This window comes from Streptomyces sp. NPDC059861 (assembly GCF_042731435.1).
Classification (GTDB): Bacteria; Actinomycetota; Actinomycetes; order Streptomycetales; family Streptomycetaceae; genus Streptomyces.
The window spans coordinates 106,803-124,757 of the sequence record NZ_JBHWJQ010000022.1; the positions used below are offsets into that span (position 1 = coordinate 106,803).

Here is a 17,955-nt window from a genome sequence, read left to right on the forward strand (position 1 = left end):
CGATGCTCGCAGGCGCGCGGGAGCGCCGGGTGCGCACGGGCGGGATCGAGCTGTGCGTGGCCGAGCTGGGCGATCCGCAGCAGCCGACGGTCGTCCTCGTGCACGGCTATCCGGACACCAAGGAGGTGTGGTCCGAGGTCGCGAACCGCCTCGCGCACCGCTTCCACGTCGTGTTGTACGACGTCCGGGGCCACGGCCGGTCGACGGCACCGCGGCCGCTGCGCGGCGGGTTCACGCTGGGGAAGCTGACGGACGACTTCCTGGCCGTCGTGGACGCGGTGAGCCCGGACCGCCCGGTGCATGTGGTGGGGCACGACTGGGGCTCGGTGCAGTCCTGGGAGTTCGTCACCGTCCGGCGCACCGAGGGCCGCATCGCGTCGTTCACCTCGATGTCCGGACCGTCCCTGGACCACTTCGGACACTGGGTCAGGCAGCGGGTCAGGCGCCCCACCCCGCGCCGGCTCGGCCAGCTCGTCGGCCAGGGCGCCAAGTCCTGGTACGTGTACCTGCTGCACACGCCCGTCCTGCCCGAGCTGGCCTGGCGCGGCCCCCTCGGCAAGCACTTGCCGCGCATCCTGGAGCTCATGGAGAGGGTCCCGGGCGACACCTATCCGACGTCGTCGCTGCCCACGGACGCGGCGCACGGGGCCTGGCTGTACCGGGACAACGTACGGCGTCGGCTTCGCAGCCCCCGTCCGGACGCCTACGCGCACGCGCCCGTGCAGCTCATCACACCCCTGGGCGACGCGTTTCTGTCCGAGCGGCTCTACGACGAGCTGGAGAGGTGGGCTCCGCAGCTGACGCGGCGGACGCTGCCCGCCAGGCACTGGATCCCGCGCAGCCGTCCGGACCAGCTGGCCGCCTGGATCGAGGAATTCGTGATCGCCAACGAAGGAGGCAGGCCGGTGATCGAGGCGACGGGCCGGTACGCGGACCGTTTCGGCGGGCAGCTCGTGCTGGTCACGGGCGCGGGCAGCGGCATCGGCAGGGCCACGGCGTTCGCGTTCGCGGAGGCCGGCGCCCGGGTGGTCGCCGTCGACCGGGACGCGGAGGGGGCGGCCAGGACCGCCGAGATGTCCCGTCTGATCGGTGCGCCGCAGGCCTGGGCCGAGACCGTCGACGTCTCCGACGAGCAGGCGATGGAGAAGCTCGCGGAGAAGGTCGCGACGGAGTACGGCGTCGTGGACGTGCTGGTGAACAACGCCGGGATCGGACTGTCAGGAGCCTTCCTGGACACCACCCCCGAGGACTGGCGCAAGGTCCTCGACGTCAACCTGTGGGGCGTGATCCACGGTTGCCGGATCTTCGGCCGGCAGATGGCCGAGCGCGGGCAGGGCGGCCACATCGTCAACACCGCGTCGGCGGCGGCGTACCAGCCCTCCCGGGTGCTGCCCGCGTACAGCACCTCCAAGGCCGCCGTGCTGATGTTGAGCGAGTGCCTGCGCGCCGAACTCGCCGGGCGGGGCATCGGTGTCACGGCGATATGCCCCGGCTTCGTCAACACCGACATCACGTCGACGGCGCGCTTCGCGGGCGTGGACCCGGCGGAGGAGAAGCGGCGCCAGAAGCGGACCGCGCGGTGGTACGGGATGCGGAACTATCCGCCGGAGAAGGTCGCCGCGGCGATCCTGCGGGCGGTCGTGCGCAACGAGGCGGTGGTGCCGGTGACTCCCGAGGCGCGAGGCGCGCACCTGATCTCGCGGTTCATGCCGGGGGCGCTGCGCAGGATCGCCCGGGTGGAACCGCGGTGGTGAGCGGGGCACTCACATGAGCGCAAGAACGTACCGCATCGAGGACCTCGCCCACCTCACCGGCACCACCGTCCGCACCATCCGGGCCTACCAGGACCGCGGCGTCCTCCCCCGGCCGGAACGCCGTGGCCGTGCCAACGCCTACACGGACACGCACGTCCACCGCCTCCGCCAGATCGCCGACCTCCTCGACCGGGGCTACACCCTGGCCTCGATCAAGGAACTGCTGGAGGCCCACGACACCGGCCGCGGTCTCGGCGGGGTCCTGGGACTCGTGGCCGAGGTGGACGGTCCGTGGACCGACGAGGAGCCCGCCCGGATCACCCGTGGCGAACTGACCGAGCGCTTCGGCGGCACCCCCGACGACGCGGCGATCGCTCAGGCCGTCGAGCTGGGGGTGCTGGAGCCGGTGCCGGGCGACGCGGAGGTGTTCGTCGTCCCGAGCCCTCAAGAGCTCGCCGTGGCGGTGGAATTGCACGCGGCGGGGGTGCCGCTGTCGGCGATCTCCGCTCACCTGCGGGAGTTGAGGGCGCAGGTGGAGCACATCGCCTCCCGCTTCCTAAAGTTCACCACCGAGCATGTCTTCGCCCGCTACCTCGACGGAGCGCACCCTCCGACGGACACGGACGCGGCGGAAGCGGCGTCTCTCGTACGACGGCTGCGCCCGCTCGCCCGGCACACGGTGGACGCGGAACTGGCGCGTGCGATGCGCGTGTTGTCGTCCCGGCATCTGCTCCGGCATCTCGGTGGCAGCGCGAGCGAGGGGACAGGGGACGAGACACGGCTGGTGCCGATACCGGCCGACACGATGCGCGCCGTGGAGGCGCTGGTCGGCGCCGAGCAGGCCGGTACGTTTGTCGCTCTCGCCGCCGAACGGGAGGTGCGGGCGCGAGCCTTGGACCAGCTGGCCTCAAAAGGTACAAAACACTCAAATATTGATCAAAACACCTGAAACACCTGGGCACTTGTCCACAGCTCCGCCAATTGCCCTGTGGATAACTACAGTTAGTTGTGGATCAACCCTGTGGAGCAAAATCAAGTGCGTGATCCACGTCTCGCCCGGCACCCTGGGGGCATGGACGAAAGACGCACCGTGAAGGTCTCGAAGTACCTCTCGAAGCACCTGCGCCACCAACCCGAGCGGATCGGGCTCACGCTCGACGAGGGCGGCTGGATCGAGATCGAGACGTTGATCGCGGCGGCGACCGCGCACGGCTTCCGGTTCACCCGCGAAGAGCTGGACCATGTGGTCGCGGCGAACGACAAGAAGCGCTTCGCCGTCGACGGCACGCGGATACGGGCCAGCCAGGGCCACAGCGTCGAGGTCGACCTCGGGCTGCCCCCGGCGACCCCACCGGCGTACCTGTACCACGGCACCGTGGCCGGCAGTCTGGACGCGATCCGCGCCGAAGGGCTCAGCCCCATGGGACGCCACGACGTGCACCTCTCCGCCGACCGCGAGACCGCGACCCGCGTCGGCGCCCGCCGCGGCCGGCCCGTGGTGCTGGCGGTGGACGCGGGCGCGATGCACCGCGACGGCCATGTGTTCCAGGTCAGCGCGAACGGCGTGTGGCTGACCCAGACCGTCCCACCGCAGTACCTGCGCTTTCCTGCATGGCCCCAGGCTCGCTGACGCCGTGGCTGAGCAGCCACGTACGGTGACAGTTTCACGTGAAACAGTGGAGGCCGCTTAGGCTCGGATCCATGAGTCTGCGTCTGAGCACTGTGATCCTCCCGTACCGCCGTTGGCACGAGGGCGGCCGTGCGGCCTGGCAGCGCGCTGAGCAGCTCGGCTTCCACACCGCGTACACCTACGACCACCTGTCCTGGCGCAGCTTCCGGGACGGCCCGTGGTTCGGTGCCGTGCCGACACTGACCGCAGCCGCGGCCGTCACCGACCGCCTGCGGCTGGGCACCCTGGTCACCTCGCCGAACTTCCGGCACCCGGTGACCCTCGCCAAGGAACTGATCTCCCTCGACGACATCTCCGGCGGCCGGATCACGCTCGGCATAGGAGCCGGCGGCACCGGCTTCGACGCCACCGCGCTGGGGCAGGAGGCCTGGGCCCCGAAGGAGCGTGCCGACCGGTTCGGCGAGTTCCTGCCGCTGCTGGACCGGCTGCTGACCGAGGACGCGGTGTCGTACACCGGCGACTACTACGCGGCGCACGAGGCACGCAACATCCCCGGCTGTGTGCAGCGCCCCCGGCTGCCGTTCGCGGTGGCCGCGACCGGCCCTCGCGGTCTGAAGCTCGCCGCGCGCCACGGCCAGGCCTGGGTGACCACCGGTGACCCGAAGCTCTACGAGGACGGCACGCCCGCGCAGTCGGTTCAGGCCCTTCGCCGGCAGACCGAGAAGCTCGCCGACGCCTGCGCCGAGATCGGACGCGGCAGCTCCGGCATGGACAAGGTCCTGCTCACCGGGTTCACCCCCGACCGCAACCTGCCGCTGAGCTCCCTCGACGCGTTCGTGGACTTCGCGGGGCGGCACCAGGAGCTCGGCTTCACCGACATCGTGATCCACTGGCCCATCCCGGACTCGGACTTCGCCGCGGACGACAAGATCTTCGAGCAGATCGCGATGGAGGCCCTGGCGCAGCTGGGCTGAGCCGGGCGACTTCCCCGTGAGCCTGAGCCGTCGCGGGGCAACGGTGCAGGTGGGAGTTGCATGCACTCAGCTGCGCGGGCTCCCGCACCCCCGTGCAGGCACGTGCGCGAGAATGGCCGGGTGACCTCAGCGACTCGACAGCCCGAGACCCCGGCAGCCGCGGTTCCACCACGGCTGATCGCCACCGACCTCGACGGCACGCTGCTCCGGGACGACAAGTCGGTGTCCCCGCGCACGATCGCCGCCCTCGCGGCGGCCGAGGAGGCGGGCATCGAGGTCTTCTTCGTCACCGGCCGCCCGGCCCGCTGGATGGACGTCGTCAGTGACCACGTCCACGGTCACGGCCTCGCGATCTGCGGCAACGGCGCCGCCGTGGTCGACCTGCACGGCGGCCCGGGCACCCACCGGTTCGTGAAGGTGCGGGAGCTGGCCCGCGAGAACGCGCTGGACGCCGTACGGCTTCTGCGCGACGCGGCCCCCGGCACGGTGTACGCGGTCGAGCAGACGTACGGCTTCTACCAGGAGCCGGACTATCCCAAGCTGCACATGGAGGCCCCCGACACCCTCGCGCCGGCCGAGCGGCTGCTGGCGCCGGACGCGCCCGGGGCGGGCGAGCCCGTGCTGAAGATCCTCGCCTATCACCCCAAGATCGACCCGGACGCCTTCCTCACCCTGGCCCGTCTCGCCATCGGGGAGCGCGCCAACGTCACCCGGTCCAGTCCCAGCGCCCTGCTGGAGATCAGCGGCCCCGGCGTCTCCAAGGCCAGCACGCTCGCCCTGTGCTGCGCCGAGCGCGGTATCTCCCACGAGGAGGTCGTCGCTTTCGGTGACATGCCCAACGACGTCGAGATGCTCACCTGGGCCGGACAGTCGTACGCCATGGGCAACGCCCACCCGGACGTCATCGCCGCGGCTTCGGGCCGGACGGTCGCCAACAACGACGACGGCGTGGCGGTCGTGATCGAACGGATGCTGGCGGAGCGGGCCTGACCGTCCGCGCGATCAGAGGTGGACCCCTCGTGCCGCCAGCCACGGCACCGGGTCCACCCCCGAGCCCAGTTCCGGGGTGACCCGGACCTCGAAGTGCAGGTGGGGACCGGTCGAGTTGCCCGTCGTGCCGGACTGGCCGATCCACTGCCCCGGCACCACCGTGTCCCCCTGGTCGACGGCGACCGAAGCCAGGTGGGCGTACTGGCTGTAGTAGCCGCCAGGGTGCGCGACCACGATCTGGATGCCGAAGGCACCGCCGCAGGACACATCGACGACCCGGCCGCCGCCCACCGACCGCACGGGCGTGCCGATCGGCACCGCGAAGTCCTGCCCGGTGTGCCGGTTCGCCCAGCGGGAGCCGCCGCTGCCGAACCGCGCGGACAACCAGTACTTCTCCACCGGCGCCACCCACGCTCGCGTGAAGGACCGGTCCGGCTGGTCGAGCCGGGCCGCACGCCGGCAGGTGCCCGCGGCGGCCGATGTGTCGGCCTGTGTCTGCAACCTCCGGCGGGCCTCTTCGAGTTTGCGCTCGATGCCGCTCTTCAGCTCCACGAGCTCGGCGTTCCGCTTCTCCAGCGCCTTCCACTCCGCCGCGGCCCTGGCCTCGTCCGCCCCGAGCCGGGCCTCGGCGCCACGGCTCTTGCTGATCGCCTTGTTGAGCGCGGTGTCCGCCTGCTTGCGCGCCTGCTGACCGCGCATCAGCGCGTCCGGATCATCCCCGAGAAGCACCCGCGCGCTGAGCGGGACGTCCCCGCCACTGCGGTACTGGGCACGCGCGAGGCGCCCCAGGTCCTCGTGCAGCACGGCGAGCTGGCGCCGTTCGCGGTCGAGGAGTCCCTCCAGCTCACCCGCGCGCTTCCGCTGGGCCTTGGCCACGCGCCGCCCCTCCTCGTACTGCCGCGTCGCCGATGCCGCGTCCTCGTACAGCCGCGCCACCTCGGCACTGACGCCGGGATCGGCGCCACCCCGGGCCGGGCTCCTCCCCGGCGTCTCGGTGGGCCGGGCCGCGAACACGGCGAGCGCGCACAGCAGTGCCGGAACGAGCCAGCGGGGGCGGCGGGATGAGCGCATGCCAGCGATCCTGGCCCGCGCGGGCGCCCAAGGCCCTGTCGGAGTCGTACGCATGGGGGACCGACGCGGCCCGGATGGAGCAGCGGTACGGCCGAACAGGGGGAAGCGGCCCGAGGTCTGACTGTGTGTCGGGCGATGCGGCGTCGGCACCCCCGCCGTGGCCCTGGATCAGACCCCGGCTGCCCGCCACCGCTGTGCCCTCGTTCAGAGCGGCGTCTGCCACACCACCGTCGCGCCGCCCCCGCCCTCGCCACTGCCCGGCCCGTACCAACTGGCGCCGCCGAGCGATTCCGCACGCCGCTCAAGGTTCCTCAGGCCGCTGCGCCGCCCGCCTTCGGGGATGCCGGCGCCGTCGTCCGCGACGGTCAGGCGTACACCCCGGCGGCCGTCCGGCAGGCTCGCGTTCGCGTCGACGACGACGTCGACCCGGGAGGCGCCGGCGTGCCGGAGGACGTTGGAGAGGGCCTCGCGCAGGGCCGCGACGAGGTTCTCCTCCGTGACGTCGTCCACGGCGGTGTCGACCGGGCCCACGAAGCGGTACGAGGGCCTGAAGCCGAGGGGCACGGCTGCCGCGTCGATCTCGCGCAGCACCCGTGTACGCAGCCCCGACGGGGTGCCGGCGGGGTCCCGCCGAAGGGCGAAGACGCTGCTGCGGATCTCCTGGATGGTGACGTCGAGTTCGCCGACGGTACTGCCGACCCTGTCGCGGACCTCGGGCACGGCGGACTCGTCCTGCGCGCTCTCCAGCAGCATCGCGGTGGCGAACAGCCGCTGGACGACGATGTCGTGCAGGTCGCGGGCGATACGGTCGCGGTCCTCGTACACCGCGAGCCGCTCCCGGTCGCGCTGCGCCTCTGCCATCTTCAGGGCGAGCGCGGCCTGCGAGGCGAACTGGACGGCGAGCGTGCGCTCGGTCTCGCCGAACGCCAGCTCCCCGCGGGCACGCGGCAAGACGAGGGCGCCGAGAACGCGACCGTCGCTCCGCAGAGGCAGCAGCATCGTCGGCCCGAAGTCACGGACGGGTACGGCGGCCATGCGGCTGTCGGTGGCGGCGTCCGCCAGGAACACGGCCTGCCCGGCGAGAAGTTCGGCGACGACCGGGCTGACCGCCGGAATGACGGCGCCCAGGGCCCGCGACGGGCGGTCCGAGGCGACGGCGGCGATCTCCAGACCGCCCTCGCCGGTCGGCAACAGCACCAGCCCGACCGCCGAACCGGACAGTCGTCGGGCCTGTTCCGCCACGACCTGGAGGGCGTCGTCCGTGTCACCCCCGGAGAGCAGGGCGGTGGTGACGGCGACCGACCCGTCGATCCAGCTCTCGCCCTGCTGAGCGGCCTCGTACAGCCGGGCGTTGCCGATGGCGATGCCCGCCTCGGTGGCCAGCACCTGCACGATGGCCAGGTCGTAGTCGCTGAACGGCTCGTCGCCGCGCTTCTCGGCCAGGTAGAGATTCCCGAAACTCTCGCCCCGGACGCGGAGGGGAACGCCGAGGAAGCCGCGCATCGGAGGGTGGTGGTCCGGGAAGCCGCAGGAGCGCGGGTCCTCGGTGAGGTTCGCGAGCCGGACCGGCTCCGGGTCCTGGATGAGCGCCCCGAGCAGGCTCCGATGCCCGTCGGGCAGCCGCCCGATCTGCCGGGCGGTCGCCGCGTCCACACCGTGGAACACGAAGTCGGCGAGGCCCCTTCCGTCCTTGGCGATCACACCGATCGCCGCGTACCGCGCGTCGGCGAGCGACGCCGCCGTCTCGCAGATCCGGTCCAGCGTCGAGTGCAGCTCCAGCCCGCTCCCGACGGACCGCATCGCCTCCAGCAACCGCTGGACCCGTTCCGCCGACTCGGCGGGCAGCTCCTGGGAAGGCGGTTCGGAGGCGGGCGACGACGCAGCGGTCATAACCTGATCCTATTGATCCCCATTTGTCATGGAAACACCTGGCACGGAAATGCCGAGGCGGGAACCCCTCGTACGGGAGGCCCCGGTACTCGAACGCGATCGCCGCGCCGGACGGCTACGCCACCCCCACCAGCAGGTCCGCCTCCGACTCCCGCTCCGCCATGGCACGCAACGGCCCCTCCACCCTGGTCAGCTCCGCGTACGGCCCGCGCTGCACCACGCGCCCCTCGGACAGCACGATCACCTCGTCCACGGCCTCCAGCCGGGCCAGCCGGTGGGTGATGAGCAGGGTCGTACGGCCCTCGGTGGCGGCCAGCAGATCCGCGGTGAGCGCGTCGGCCGTCGGCAGGTCGAGGTGCTCGGCGGGCTCGTCGAGGACGAGGACGGGGAAGTCCGCCAGCAGTGCCCGAGCCAGCGCCAGCCGCTGCCGCTGACCGCCGGACAGCCGTGCCCCGTGCTCCCCGACGAGCGTGTCGAGTCCGTCGGGCAGGCTCTCGGCCCAGTCGAGCAACCGCGCCCGCCGGAGCGCGTCCCGCAGCTCGTCCTCGGTCGCGTCCCGGCGGGCGAGCAGCAGGTTCTCGCGCACCGAGCTGTCGAAGAGGTGCGCGTCCTGCGCACACAGCCCGACCAGTCGCCGTACGTCGTCACCGGCCAGGGCGTACGCGTCCACACCGCCCAGCGTGTAGGTGCCGGCGTCCGCGTCCAGGAAGCGCAGCAGCACCTGCGCGAGCGTCGTCTTGCCGGACCCGGACGCGCCGACCACGGCGATCCGGCGCCCCCTGTCGAGCGTCAGGTCGAACCCGGCGAGGGCGTCCCGGTCCTGCCCGGCGTGCCGGGCCGCCAGTCCCTTGAGGGCGACCGGGAACGGCGACGCGGGCGCCTGCCGCGGCCGCTCGGGTTCGCGTACGGGCTCGGGGGCGTCCAGCACCTCGTGGACCCGCTCGGCGCTTTTGCGCACCCGCTGCCGGAACTGCGCCGCGAGCGGCATCCCGAGCACGGCCTCGAAGGCGGCCAGCGGGGTGAGTACGACGGCTGCCATGGCCACGCCGTTCAGTCGGCCGTCGGCCACCGCCTGGGCGCCCACAAGGGCGGCGGCAGTGACGGTCAGGCCGGAGATCAGCGCGGTGAGTCCGTCGCCGATCGCGGTGGCGGTGGCGGCCCGCGAGGCGATCCGGGTGAGCGCGGCGTCGGCCTGCCGGGTCTCGGCGGTACGCGCGGGCAGGGCACCGGCGACGCTCAGTTCGGCGGTGCCGGTGAGCAGGTCGGCCACGCGCGTCGCCAGCACGCCTCGGGCTGGGGCCAGCCTGCGTTCCGCGCGCCGCGCCACGGTGGCGGTGACCAGCGGGACGCCGGCCCCGGCCGCGAGCAGTCCGAGGGCGAGCACCGCCCCGGCCTCCGGCAGCAGCCAGCCGGTGAAGCCGGCGGCGGCCGTGGAGACGGCGACCGCGGCGCCGACGGGCAGCAGCCACCTGAGCCAGTAGTCCTGCAGGGCGTCCACGTCGGCGACGAGCCGCGACAGCAGGTCACCCCGGCGGGTCCGGCGCAGCCCGGCGGGCGCCAGCCGCTCCAGCCGTCGGTAGACGGCCACCCTGGTGTCGGCCAGCATCCGCAGCACCGCGTCGTGCGACACGAGCCGCTCGGCGTACCGGAACACGGCCCGCCCGATTCCGAACGCGCGTGTGGCGGTCACCGCCACCATCAGATACAGCACGGGCGGCTGTTGCGACGCCCGGGAGATCAGCCACCCGGAGGTGGCCATGAGCCCGACGGCACTGCCGAGGGCGAGGCTTCCGAGCAGCAGGGCAAGGCCGAGCCGCCCACGCCGGGCACCGGACAGGGCACGGACGCGGGCGAGGTCGTCACCGCCGCTGCCCGTCGCGGAAGCGGTCTGGTGTGTCTCCCGAAGGCTTTCGGGGGTCGGGTGTGTCACGGCCGGGATCTTGGCTTCCAACGTCCGGCCGGTGGCCGGCTCGGCGGAGGAGAGGGCCTCGCCGAGCCGCGTCGCCCGCTCCGCCTCGTCCAGCCGTACCACCCGGTCCGCCACACGCAGCAGCGCCGGCCTGTGCACGACCAGCAGCACGGTCCGCCCAGCCGCCAAGCGCCCCACCGCCTCCACGACTTCGGCCTCGGTCTCCCCGTCCAGGGCGGCCGTCGGCTCGTCGAGCAGCAGCACGGGCCGGTCCGCGAGGAAGGCCCGGGCGAGCGCGAGCCGCTGCCGCTGGCCGGCGGACAGGCCCGCCCCGTCCTCACCGATCACGGTGCCGGCGCCCTGCGGGAGGGCCTCCACGAACGCGAGCGCCCCCGCGTCGCCCAGCGCCCGGGCTACGGCCGTGTCGTCCGCGTCGGGGCGGGCCAGCCGTACGTTCTCGGTGATCGTCCCGGCGAACAGGTGCGGCCGCTGCGGCACCCAGGCGATCCGCGACCGCCACTGCTCCAGATCGACCTCGGCGAGATCCACTCCCCCGATCCGCACCTTCCCCTCGGCCGGACGCACGAACCCCAGCAACGCGTTCAGCAAGGTCGACTTGCCCGCACCGCTCGGCCCGACCAGTGCGACCGTCTCCCCGGGCGCGACGGCGAAGGTCACGTCGGACAGGGCGTCCGTGGCCCGGCCCGGGTACCGGACGGTCACTCCCTCGAAGGACAGCGCACCCGCCGGCGGGGTCCGTGTCCCCGACGCCGGTACGGGCGTCTCCAGGACAGCGAAGATCTCCTCGGCCGCGGCGAGCCCCTCGGCCGCCGCGTGGTACTGCGCGCCCACCTGCCGCAGCGGCAGATACGCCTCCGGGGCGAGAATCAGGATGACCAGACCGATGTAGAGGTCCATCTCGCCGTGCACGAGGCGCATGCCGATCGTCACGGCGACCAGCGCGACCGAGATCGTGGCGAGCAGTTCCAGCGCGAACGACGACAGGAACGCGATGCGCAGCGTCCGCATCGTGGCCTGCCGGTATTCATCGGTGATCCGCTTGATCGACTCGGCCTGTGCCTTGGACCGGCCGAACACCTTGAGAGTCGGCAGTCCCACGACGACGTCCAGGAAGTGCCCGGACAGCCGGGAGAGCAGCCGCCACTGACGGTCCATCCGGGACTGGGTGGCCCAACCGATCAGCACCATGAAGACCGGGATCAACGGCAGGGTGCCGACGATGATGGCGGCGGAGACCCAGTCCTCGGTGACGATCCGCGCCAGCACGGCCACGGGCACGACCACCGCGAGCCCCAGCTGCGGCAGATAGCGCGAGAAGTAGTCGTCGAGAGCATCCACCCCGCGTGTGGCGAGGGCCACCAGGGATCCGGTGCGCTGCCCGCTCAGCCAGCCGGGGCCCAGCTGTGCGGCACGCTCCAGCAGCCGTCCCCGGAGCTCCGACTTCACCGCCGCGCCGGCCCGGTGCGCGGCGAGTTCGGTGAGCCAGGAGATCAGCGCGCGGCCGCAGGTGACGGCCACCAACAGGGCCAAGGGAGTGCGGAGTTCGGTGACGGACATGCCGTGCTGGAACGCGCCGACGACCGTCTCGGCGATGAGCATGGCCTGAGCAATGACGAGCGAGGCGCCGACGGCACCCAGACCGACGACCGCCACGAGGAAGAGCCGGGTGGCGCGGGCGTAGCGCAGGAGACGCGGATCGATGGGTTTCACGTGAAACATGCCCTTCAGGCCCATGGGGTGTGTTTCACGTGAAACACACCCCAGCCGGACTCAGTGTGCGGGTTCGGCAATGTGCTGCGTGCCGATCCGCTTACGGAACACCCAGTACGTCCACGACTGGTAGAGCAGGACGATCGGTGTGGCGATCCCCGCGCACCAAGTCATGATCTTCAGGGTGTACGGGCTCGACGAGGCGTTGGTGACCGTCAGGCTCCAGTCCTCATTGAGCGAGGACGGCATGACGTTCGGGAAGAGCGACAGGAAGAGCATCGCGACGGCGGCGACGATGGTGACGCCGGAGAGGGCGAACGACCAGCCCTCGCGCCCGGCCTGGTTCGCCACCAGGGCGACGACGAGTACGGCCACCGCCACCACCAGGGCGACCAGGCTCTTGCCGTTCCCGCTCTCGATCTGTGTCCAGAGCAGGAAGAGCAGCGCCAGCGCGGCGGTCACCAGACCGACCCGAGAGGCCAGCTTGCGGGCCCGTTCCCGGATGTCGCCGACCGTCTTCAGGGCCGTGAACACCGCCCCGTGGAAGGTGAACAGGGTCAGCGTCACCAGGCCGCCGAGCAACGCGTAGGGGTTGAGCAGGTCCCCGAGGCTGCCGACGTACTCGAAGTCCTGATCGATCTTCACGCCCCCGACGATGTTGCCGAAGGCCACACCCCACAGGAACGCGGGGATCAGCGAGCACCAGAAGATCGCGTGCTCCCAGTTGCGCTGCCAGTTCTCCTCGGGCCGCTTGGCCCGGTACTCGAAGGCGACACCGCGGATGATCAGGCAGACCAGGATGAGCAGCAGCGGCAGGTAGAAACCCGAGAAGAGTGTCGCGTACCACTCGGGGAAGGCGGCGAACGTGGCACCACCGGCCGACAGCAGCCACACCTCGTTGCCGTCCCACACCGGGCCGATCGTGTTGATCAGCACCCGCTTCTCGGGCCGGTTCCGGGCCAGCAGCTTGGTGAGGACGCCGACCCCGAAGTCGAAACCCTCCAGGAAGAAGTAGCCGGTCCACAGGACGGCGATCAGGACGAACCAGACGTCGTGCAGTTCCATGACTGTGCAGCTCCCTCGGCCTAGTAGGAGAAGGCCATCGGCTTGTCGGCGTCACGGAGGTCGCCGCCGATCTTCGTAGGCGGATTCAGGTCGGCCTCCGTGAGGTCGGGCGGACCGGCCTTGACGTACTTCACGAGCAGCTTGACCTCGATCACGGCGAGGACGGCGTAGAGCGTCGTGAAGACGATCATCGAGGTGAGGACCTCGCCCTGGGAGACGCCGGGGGAGACTGCGTCGCGGGTCTGGAACAGGCCGTAGACGACCCACGGCTGGCGGCCCATCTCGGTGAAGATCCAGCCCCAGGCGTTGGCGATCAGCGGGAAGGCCATCGTCCAGACCGCCACCAGCCAGTACAGGCGGGTGAGCCGTGGCCGCACCGGCTTCCTCAGCAGCACCAGATGCGGCACCTCGTCCTCCCCGGTCCGCGATGCGGCCGGCAGCAGGAACTTCTTTCGCGTGAGCCACAGCCCCAGCAGTCCGATGGAGAACGACGCCATACCGAAGCCGATCATCCAGCGGAAGCCCCAATAGGCGACGGGGACTATGGGCTTGTAGTCACCGGGGCCGTACTTCTCCTGGAGGGCCTTGTTGGTGTCGTTGATGCCCGGCACGTACGACTCGAAGTCGCTGTGGGCCAGGAAGGAGAGCAAACCGGGTATCTCCAGGGCGACCTTGTTGTGGCCCTTGTCGACGTCCCCGTACGCGAACACGGAGAAGGGCGCCGGCTCCTCGCCGTCCCACAGTGCCTCGGCGGCGGCCATCTTCATCGGCTGCTGCTCGTACATGACCTTGCCGAGGGTGTCTCCGCTGACCGCGGTGAGCAGGCCGCCGACCGCCACGGTTACCAGGCCGAGCCGGAGGGACGTCCGCATCACCGGGATGTGCTTCTTGCGCAGCAGGTGGAAGGCGGCGATGCCCACCATGAAGGCGCCACCCGTCAGGAAGGCCGCCGAGAAGCTGTGGAAGACCTGGTTGAGCGTGGTGTTCTGGGTCAGCACGACCCAGAAGTCGGTCAGCTCCGCTCGGCCCTTCTCCTCGTTGATCCGGTAGCCGACCGGGTGCTGCATCCACGAGTTCGCCGCGAGGATGAAGTACGCCGACAGCAGCGTGCCGATCGAGACCATCCAGATGCAGGCCAGGTGGATCCTCTTCGGCAGCTTGTCCCAGCCGAAGATCCACAGCCCGATGAAGGTGGACTCGAAGAAGAAGGCGATCAGGGCCTCGAAGGCGAGGGGCGCCCCGAAGACGTCACCGACGAAGCGCGAGTAGTCGGACCAGTTCATGCCGAACTGGAACTCCTGGACGATGCCGGTGACGACACCCATGGCGATGTTGATCAGGAAGAGCTTGCCCCAGAACTTGGTCGCCCTGAGGTACTTCTCCTTCTCGGTGCGCACCCAGGCGGTCTGCAGGCCGGCCGTGAGGGCGGCGAGCGAGATCGTCAGGGGAACAAACAGGAAGTGGTAGACGGTGGTGATGCCGAACTGCCATCGCGCCAAGGTTTCCGGCGCCAAAGCCAAATCCACGTCGTCTCTCCTTACATCGCCGTGAACACTGGGGCAGTCAGCCCCTTTCGCCCTACACATTCAAGGCAATCGGGGCGAGCTTGTGAACGCGTTCACATTCACAAGCCATTATGACGCACAGATGCTCGACACCCGAAGGGGGGTCCCCCTACGTCGCGGCAATCCCTTGGCGGCATCTTCAACATATTGTTGAATTGATGGCATGCAGACGCAGCTGACGCAGATCCGGATCTCCTGGCCCTCGGGCCACCTAACCGCGACCCTCGATGACACTCCGACCACGCGGACCCTCATCAAGGCACTGCCGCTCACCTCCACAGCTCACACCTGGGGCGAGGAGGTCTACTTCGACACGGGCATCGCCGTTTCACGTGAAACGGACGCCCGTCAGGTCGTCGAGCCCGGCACGGTGGCTTTCTGGACCGACGGCGACGCCCTGGCACTCCGCTACGGGCCCACGCCCATCTTCCAGGGCGACGAATGCCGTCTGGCCAGTCCGTGCAATGTCCTCGGCCACATCGACGGCGATCCCCGCGTGCTCGCCACGATCCACCACGGCGATCCGATACGGGTGGAGAGCGTGGACGTCTGATCGCTGAACGGGCGGGATCCGCTCAACGTCGGGGCGACCGCCCCTTCGGCTGTGCCGGCGCGGTCGCCACCTCCCCCTGCCTCAGAGCGAGCCCCTCTCCCAGAGGTTCTCGAGGATCAGAGGTTCTTGACGAACCCCTCCGTCACCTTCAGGAAGATGTCGTTGCCCTCGGTCTCACCGATCGTCACGCGCACACCCTCACCAGGGAACGGCCGCACGATCACGCCCGCCTGCTCGCACGCCGCCGCGAAGGCGACCGTGTGCTCACCCAGCGGCAGCCACACGAAGTTCGCCTGGGTCTCCGGAACCGTCCAGCCCTGGTCGCGCAGCCCTTCGGCCACACGGTTGCGCTCACACACCAACGACCCGACCCGGCCGAGCAACTCGTCCTCGGCCCGCAGCGAGGCGATCGCCGCCTCCTGCGCGAGCCGGCTCACCCCGAACGGGACCGCCGTCTTGCGCAGCGCGGCGGCCACCGGCTCATGGGCGATGGCGAACCCGACGCGAAGTCCGGCCAATCCGTACGCCTTGGAGAACGTGCGCAGCACACAGACGTTCGGCCGTTCCCGGTAGAGCTCGACGCCGTCCGGCACCTCGGGGTCGCGGATGAACTCGCGGTACGCCTCGTCGAGCACCACCAGCACATCACTGGGCACCCGGTCCAGGAACCGCTCCAGCTCGGCCCGCCGTACGACCGTGCCGGTGGGATTGTTGGGGTTGCAGACGAAGATCAGCCGGGTCCGGTCCGTGATCGCGTCCGCCATCGCGTCCAGGTCGTGCACGGCGCCTGACGTCAGCGGCACCTGCACGGACTTGGCGCCGCTGATCTGCGTGATGATCGGGTAGGCCTCGAAGGAGCGCCAGGCGTAGATCACCTCGTCGCCAGGCCCACTGGTGGCCTGCACGAGCTGCTGGGCCACGCCGACCGAGCCGGTGCCGGTGGCCAGGTGGGACACCGGGACGCCGAAGCGGTCGGCCAACTCGTTCACCAGGTCCGTGCAGAACATGTCCGGGTAGCGGTTGAAGGACGAGGCGGCAGCCGTCACGCTCTCCATCACGCCCGGCAGCGGCGGATACGGGTTCTCGTTGGAGGACAGCTTGTACGCCACCGGGCCTTCGGCCGCGGCCGGCCGGCCCGGCTTGTAGGTGGGAATCCCCTCCAACTCGGCGCGCAGCTTCGGGCTCGTCTCGCTCACCGCAGTCCTCCTCGCGACCACCGGCGGCCCCTGACCGCCGCCGGCTTCCAATGCTTCTCACCTTATGAGGATTCGGCGCGACTGCGTATGGGTGGGGCCGGACCACATCAGTCCCACTGGCATCAGGGGCATCACCGCATGAAGGCGTACGAATCAGGGGGCGCGCCGCACATATATCTACGCGCCGGTGGCTCACGCCCTGGCGCGCATCGCCCGGTCAGGTGAGTTGAGACCTCTTCGAAACATCGGGGTCTTGGCAGGTGGGTGCACGCCGACAAGTCACGTACTTCAATAAGTGGCCTCAACTCCCTTGATTTCTAAGGTATTTCACTCCATATGACCTTGCAGAAACGTACCTGTCAACGGGTGCATATGCGTCCGCCCTACCCCACTGCATGAGCCCTACTATCGGCTCGCCATGACAGCAGCAGGGAAGCACCAGGTGAGCCGCGCGGAAACCTCTCGTCGAGGAAGTCGGCCAGGCCGGGCGGGCATCAGAGACGTGGCCGCCGCAGCCGGGGTCTCCATCACGACCGTCTCCGACGCCCTCAACGGCAAGGGGCGGCTCCCGGACGCCACCCGACGCCATGTCCGCGAGGTCGCCGACCGGCTGGGGTACCGCCCCTCGGCCGCGGCCCGGACCCTCCGTACCGGCAAGTCCGGCCTGATCGGTCTGACCGTGACGACGTACGGGGATGAACCTTTCACCTTCACGGAGTTCGCGTACTTCGCCGAGATGGCCCGCGCCGCCACCTCGGCCGCGCTCGCCCGTGGCTACGCACTCGTCATCCTGCCCGCGACCTCGCGACACGACGTGTGGTCGAACGTAGCCCTCGACGGCACCGTCGTCATCGACCCGTCCGACCAGGACCCGGTCGTCAGCGAGCTGGTCAGGCAGGGTTTACCGGTCGTCTCCGACGGCCGCCCCGCAGGTTCCCTGCCGGTCACCGCATGGGTCGACAACGACCACGAGGCGGCGGTGCTCGGCATCCTCGACCACCTCGCCGAGGCTGGTGCCCGTCGGATCGGCCTGCTGACCGGGACCACGACGGACACCTACACCCACCTGTCCACCACGGCGTACCTGCGCTGGTGCGAGCGTGTCGGCCAGACCCCGGTCTACGAGGCGTACCCGGCGCACGACCCCTGTGCGGGGGCCGTCGCCGCCGACCGCCTGCTGGCCCGGCCCGACCGGCCGGACGCCGTCTACGGCCTGTTCGACCCGAACGGCACCGACCTGCTCGCAGCCGCCCGCCGCTACGGGCTGCGCGTACCGGACGATCTGCTGCTGGTCTGCTGCAGCGAGTCCACCGTGTACGCCAACACCGAGCCGCCCATCACCACGCTCTCCCTGAAGCCGCGCCGGATCGGCACGGCCGTGGTCCAGCTGCTCATCGACGCCATCGAGGGCGTCGATTCGGACCAGCCGGTCGAGCAGGTGATACCGACGGAGCTGATCGTGCGCACCTCGTCGCAACGGCGCTCCCCGCGCACCACGGTCAGTCCGCCGCGTACGCCCGACGAGGGCTAGCTGTATTGCCCTGTGAGGTTGGGGACGCGGCTGGCGGGTGGTTGGCCCTTCAGCGCGGTGTGTCCGCGGTGGTGATTGTAGGTGTGCAGCCACTGC

Annotated in this window: 13 protein-coding genes; 7 read left to right on the plus strand and 6 right to left on the minus strand. The window is 70.6% G+C overall.

The genetic code is table 11. The annotated features are described in order from the left end of the window. The first annotated feature begins 2 nt into the window (after nt 1-2). From ACFV6X_RS20705 to ACFV6X_RS20725, 5 genes are all read left to right on the plus strand, one after another. Complete coding sequence (locus tag ACFV6X_RS20705; protein ID WP_385385546.1) at nt 3-1,754, plus strand: SDR family oxidoreductase; 1,752 nt, start codon at nt 3-5, stop codon at nt 1,752-1,754. 13 nt (nt 1,755-1,767) lie between these two features. Further along, nucleotides 1,768-2,703, plus strand: coding sequence for a MerR family transcriptional regulator (locus tag ACFV6X_RS20710; protein WP_385385515.1), 936 nt, complete (start codon nt 1,768-1,770; stop codon nt 2,701-2,703). Nucleotides 2,704-2,826: 123 nt separating this feature from the next. Next, nucleotides 2,827-3,384: an RNA 2'-phosphotransferase gene (locus tag ACFV6X_RS20715; RefSeq protein ID WP_385385517.1), complete on the plus strand. Its 558-nt coding sequence runs from the start codon at nt 2,827-2,829 to the stop codon at nt 3,382-3,384. A 71-nt stretch (nt 3,385-3,455) separates the two neighbouring features. Further along, nucleotides 3,456-4,358 carry an LLM class flavin-dependent oxidoreductase gene (locus ACFV6X_RS20720; RefSeq protein ID WP_385385519.1) on the plus strand — a complete coding sequence of 301 codons (903 nt, stop codon included), beginning with the start codon at nt 3,456-3,458 and terminating at the stop codon, nt 4,356-4,358. Between the two features lie 120 nt (nt 4,359-4,478). Then, nucleotides 4,479-5,348, plus strand: coding sequence for a Cof-type HAD-IIB family hydrolase (locus ACFV6X_RS20725; RefSeq protein WP_385385521.1), 870 nt, complete (start codon nt 4,479-4,481; stop codon nt 5,346-5,348). Nucleotides 5,349-5,360: 12 nt separating this feature from the next. Here ACFV6X_RS20725 and ACFV6X_RS20730 read toward each other — a convergent pair whose 3' ends face one another. The 5 genes from ACFV6X_RS20730 to ACFV6X_RS20750 form a co-directional block, all read right to left on the minus strand. Next, the gene (locus tag ACFV6X_RS20730; RefSeq protein ID WP_385385523.1) at nt 5,361-6,419 is read right to left on the minus strand and encodes a peptidoglycan DD-metalloendopeptidase family protein; all 1,059 of its coding nucleotides are present in this window, start codon (nt 6,417-6,419) and stop codon (nt 5,361-5,363) included. 204 nt (nt 6,420-6,623) lie between these two features. Next, entirely contained in the window at nt 6,624-8,309 is a 1,686-nt protein-coding gene (locus ACFV6X_RS20735) for a GAF domain-containing sensor histidine kinase (protein WP_385385525.1), read from the minus strand. Between the two features lie 115 nt (nt 8,310-8,424). After that, the gene (gene cydD / locus ACFV6X_RS20740; protein ID WP_385385527.1) at nt 8,425-11,958 is read right to left on the minus strand and encodes a thiol reductant ABC exporter subunit CydD; all 3,534 of its coding nucleotides are present in this window, start codon (nt 11,956-11,958) and stop codon (nt 8,425-8,427) included. 51 nt (nt 11,959-12,009) lie between these two features. Beyond that, a complete protein-coding gene (cydB, locus tag ACFV6X_RS20745; protein ID WP_385385529.1) occupies nt 12,010-13,014 on the minus strand; it encodes a cytochrome d ubiquinol oxidase subunit II in 1,005 nt (334 codons plus the stop codon). 20 nt (nt 13,015-13,034) lie between these two features. Continuing rightward, on the minus strand, nt 13,035-14,540 hold the full coding sequence (locus ACFV6X_RS20750) for a cytochrome ubiquinol oxidase subunit I (RefSeq protein ID WP_385385531.1): 1,506 nt from the start codon (nt 14,538-14,540) through the stop codon (nt 13,035-13,037). A gap of 202 nt (nt 14,541-14,742) precedes the next feature. On the opposite strand from ACFV6X_RS20750, the gene ACFV6X_RS20755 reads away from it, so the two are divergent. Next, complete coding sequence (locus ACFV6X_RS20755; RefSeq protein WP_385385533.1) at nt 14,743-15,132, plus strand: cyclophilin-like fold protein; 390 nt, start codon at nt 14,743-14,745, stop codon at nt 15,130-15,132. A 116-nt stretch (nt 15,133-15,248) separates the two neighbouring features. Here ACFV6X_RS20755 and hisC read toward each other — a convergent pair whose 3' ends face one another. Beyond that, nucleotides 15,249-16,328 (minus strand): histidinol-phosphate transaminase, encoded by a 1,080-nt coding sequence (hisC, locus tag ACFV6X_RS20760; protein WP_385385535.1) that lies wholly within the window; start codon nt 16,326-16,328, stop codon nt 15,249-15,251. A 418-nt stretch (nt 16,329-16,746) separates the two neighbouring features. On the opposite strand from hisC, the gene ACFV6X_RS20765 reads away from it, so the two are divergent. Beyond that, nucleotides 16,747-17,859: a LacI family DNA-binding transcriptional regulator gene (locus tag ACFV6X_RS20765; RefSeq protein WP_385385537.1), complete on the plus strand. Its 1,113-nt coding sequence runs from the start codon at nt 16,747-16,749 to the stop codon at nt 17,857-17,859. Nucleotides 17,860-17,955 lie beyond the last annotated feature (96 nt).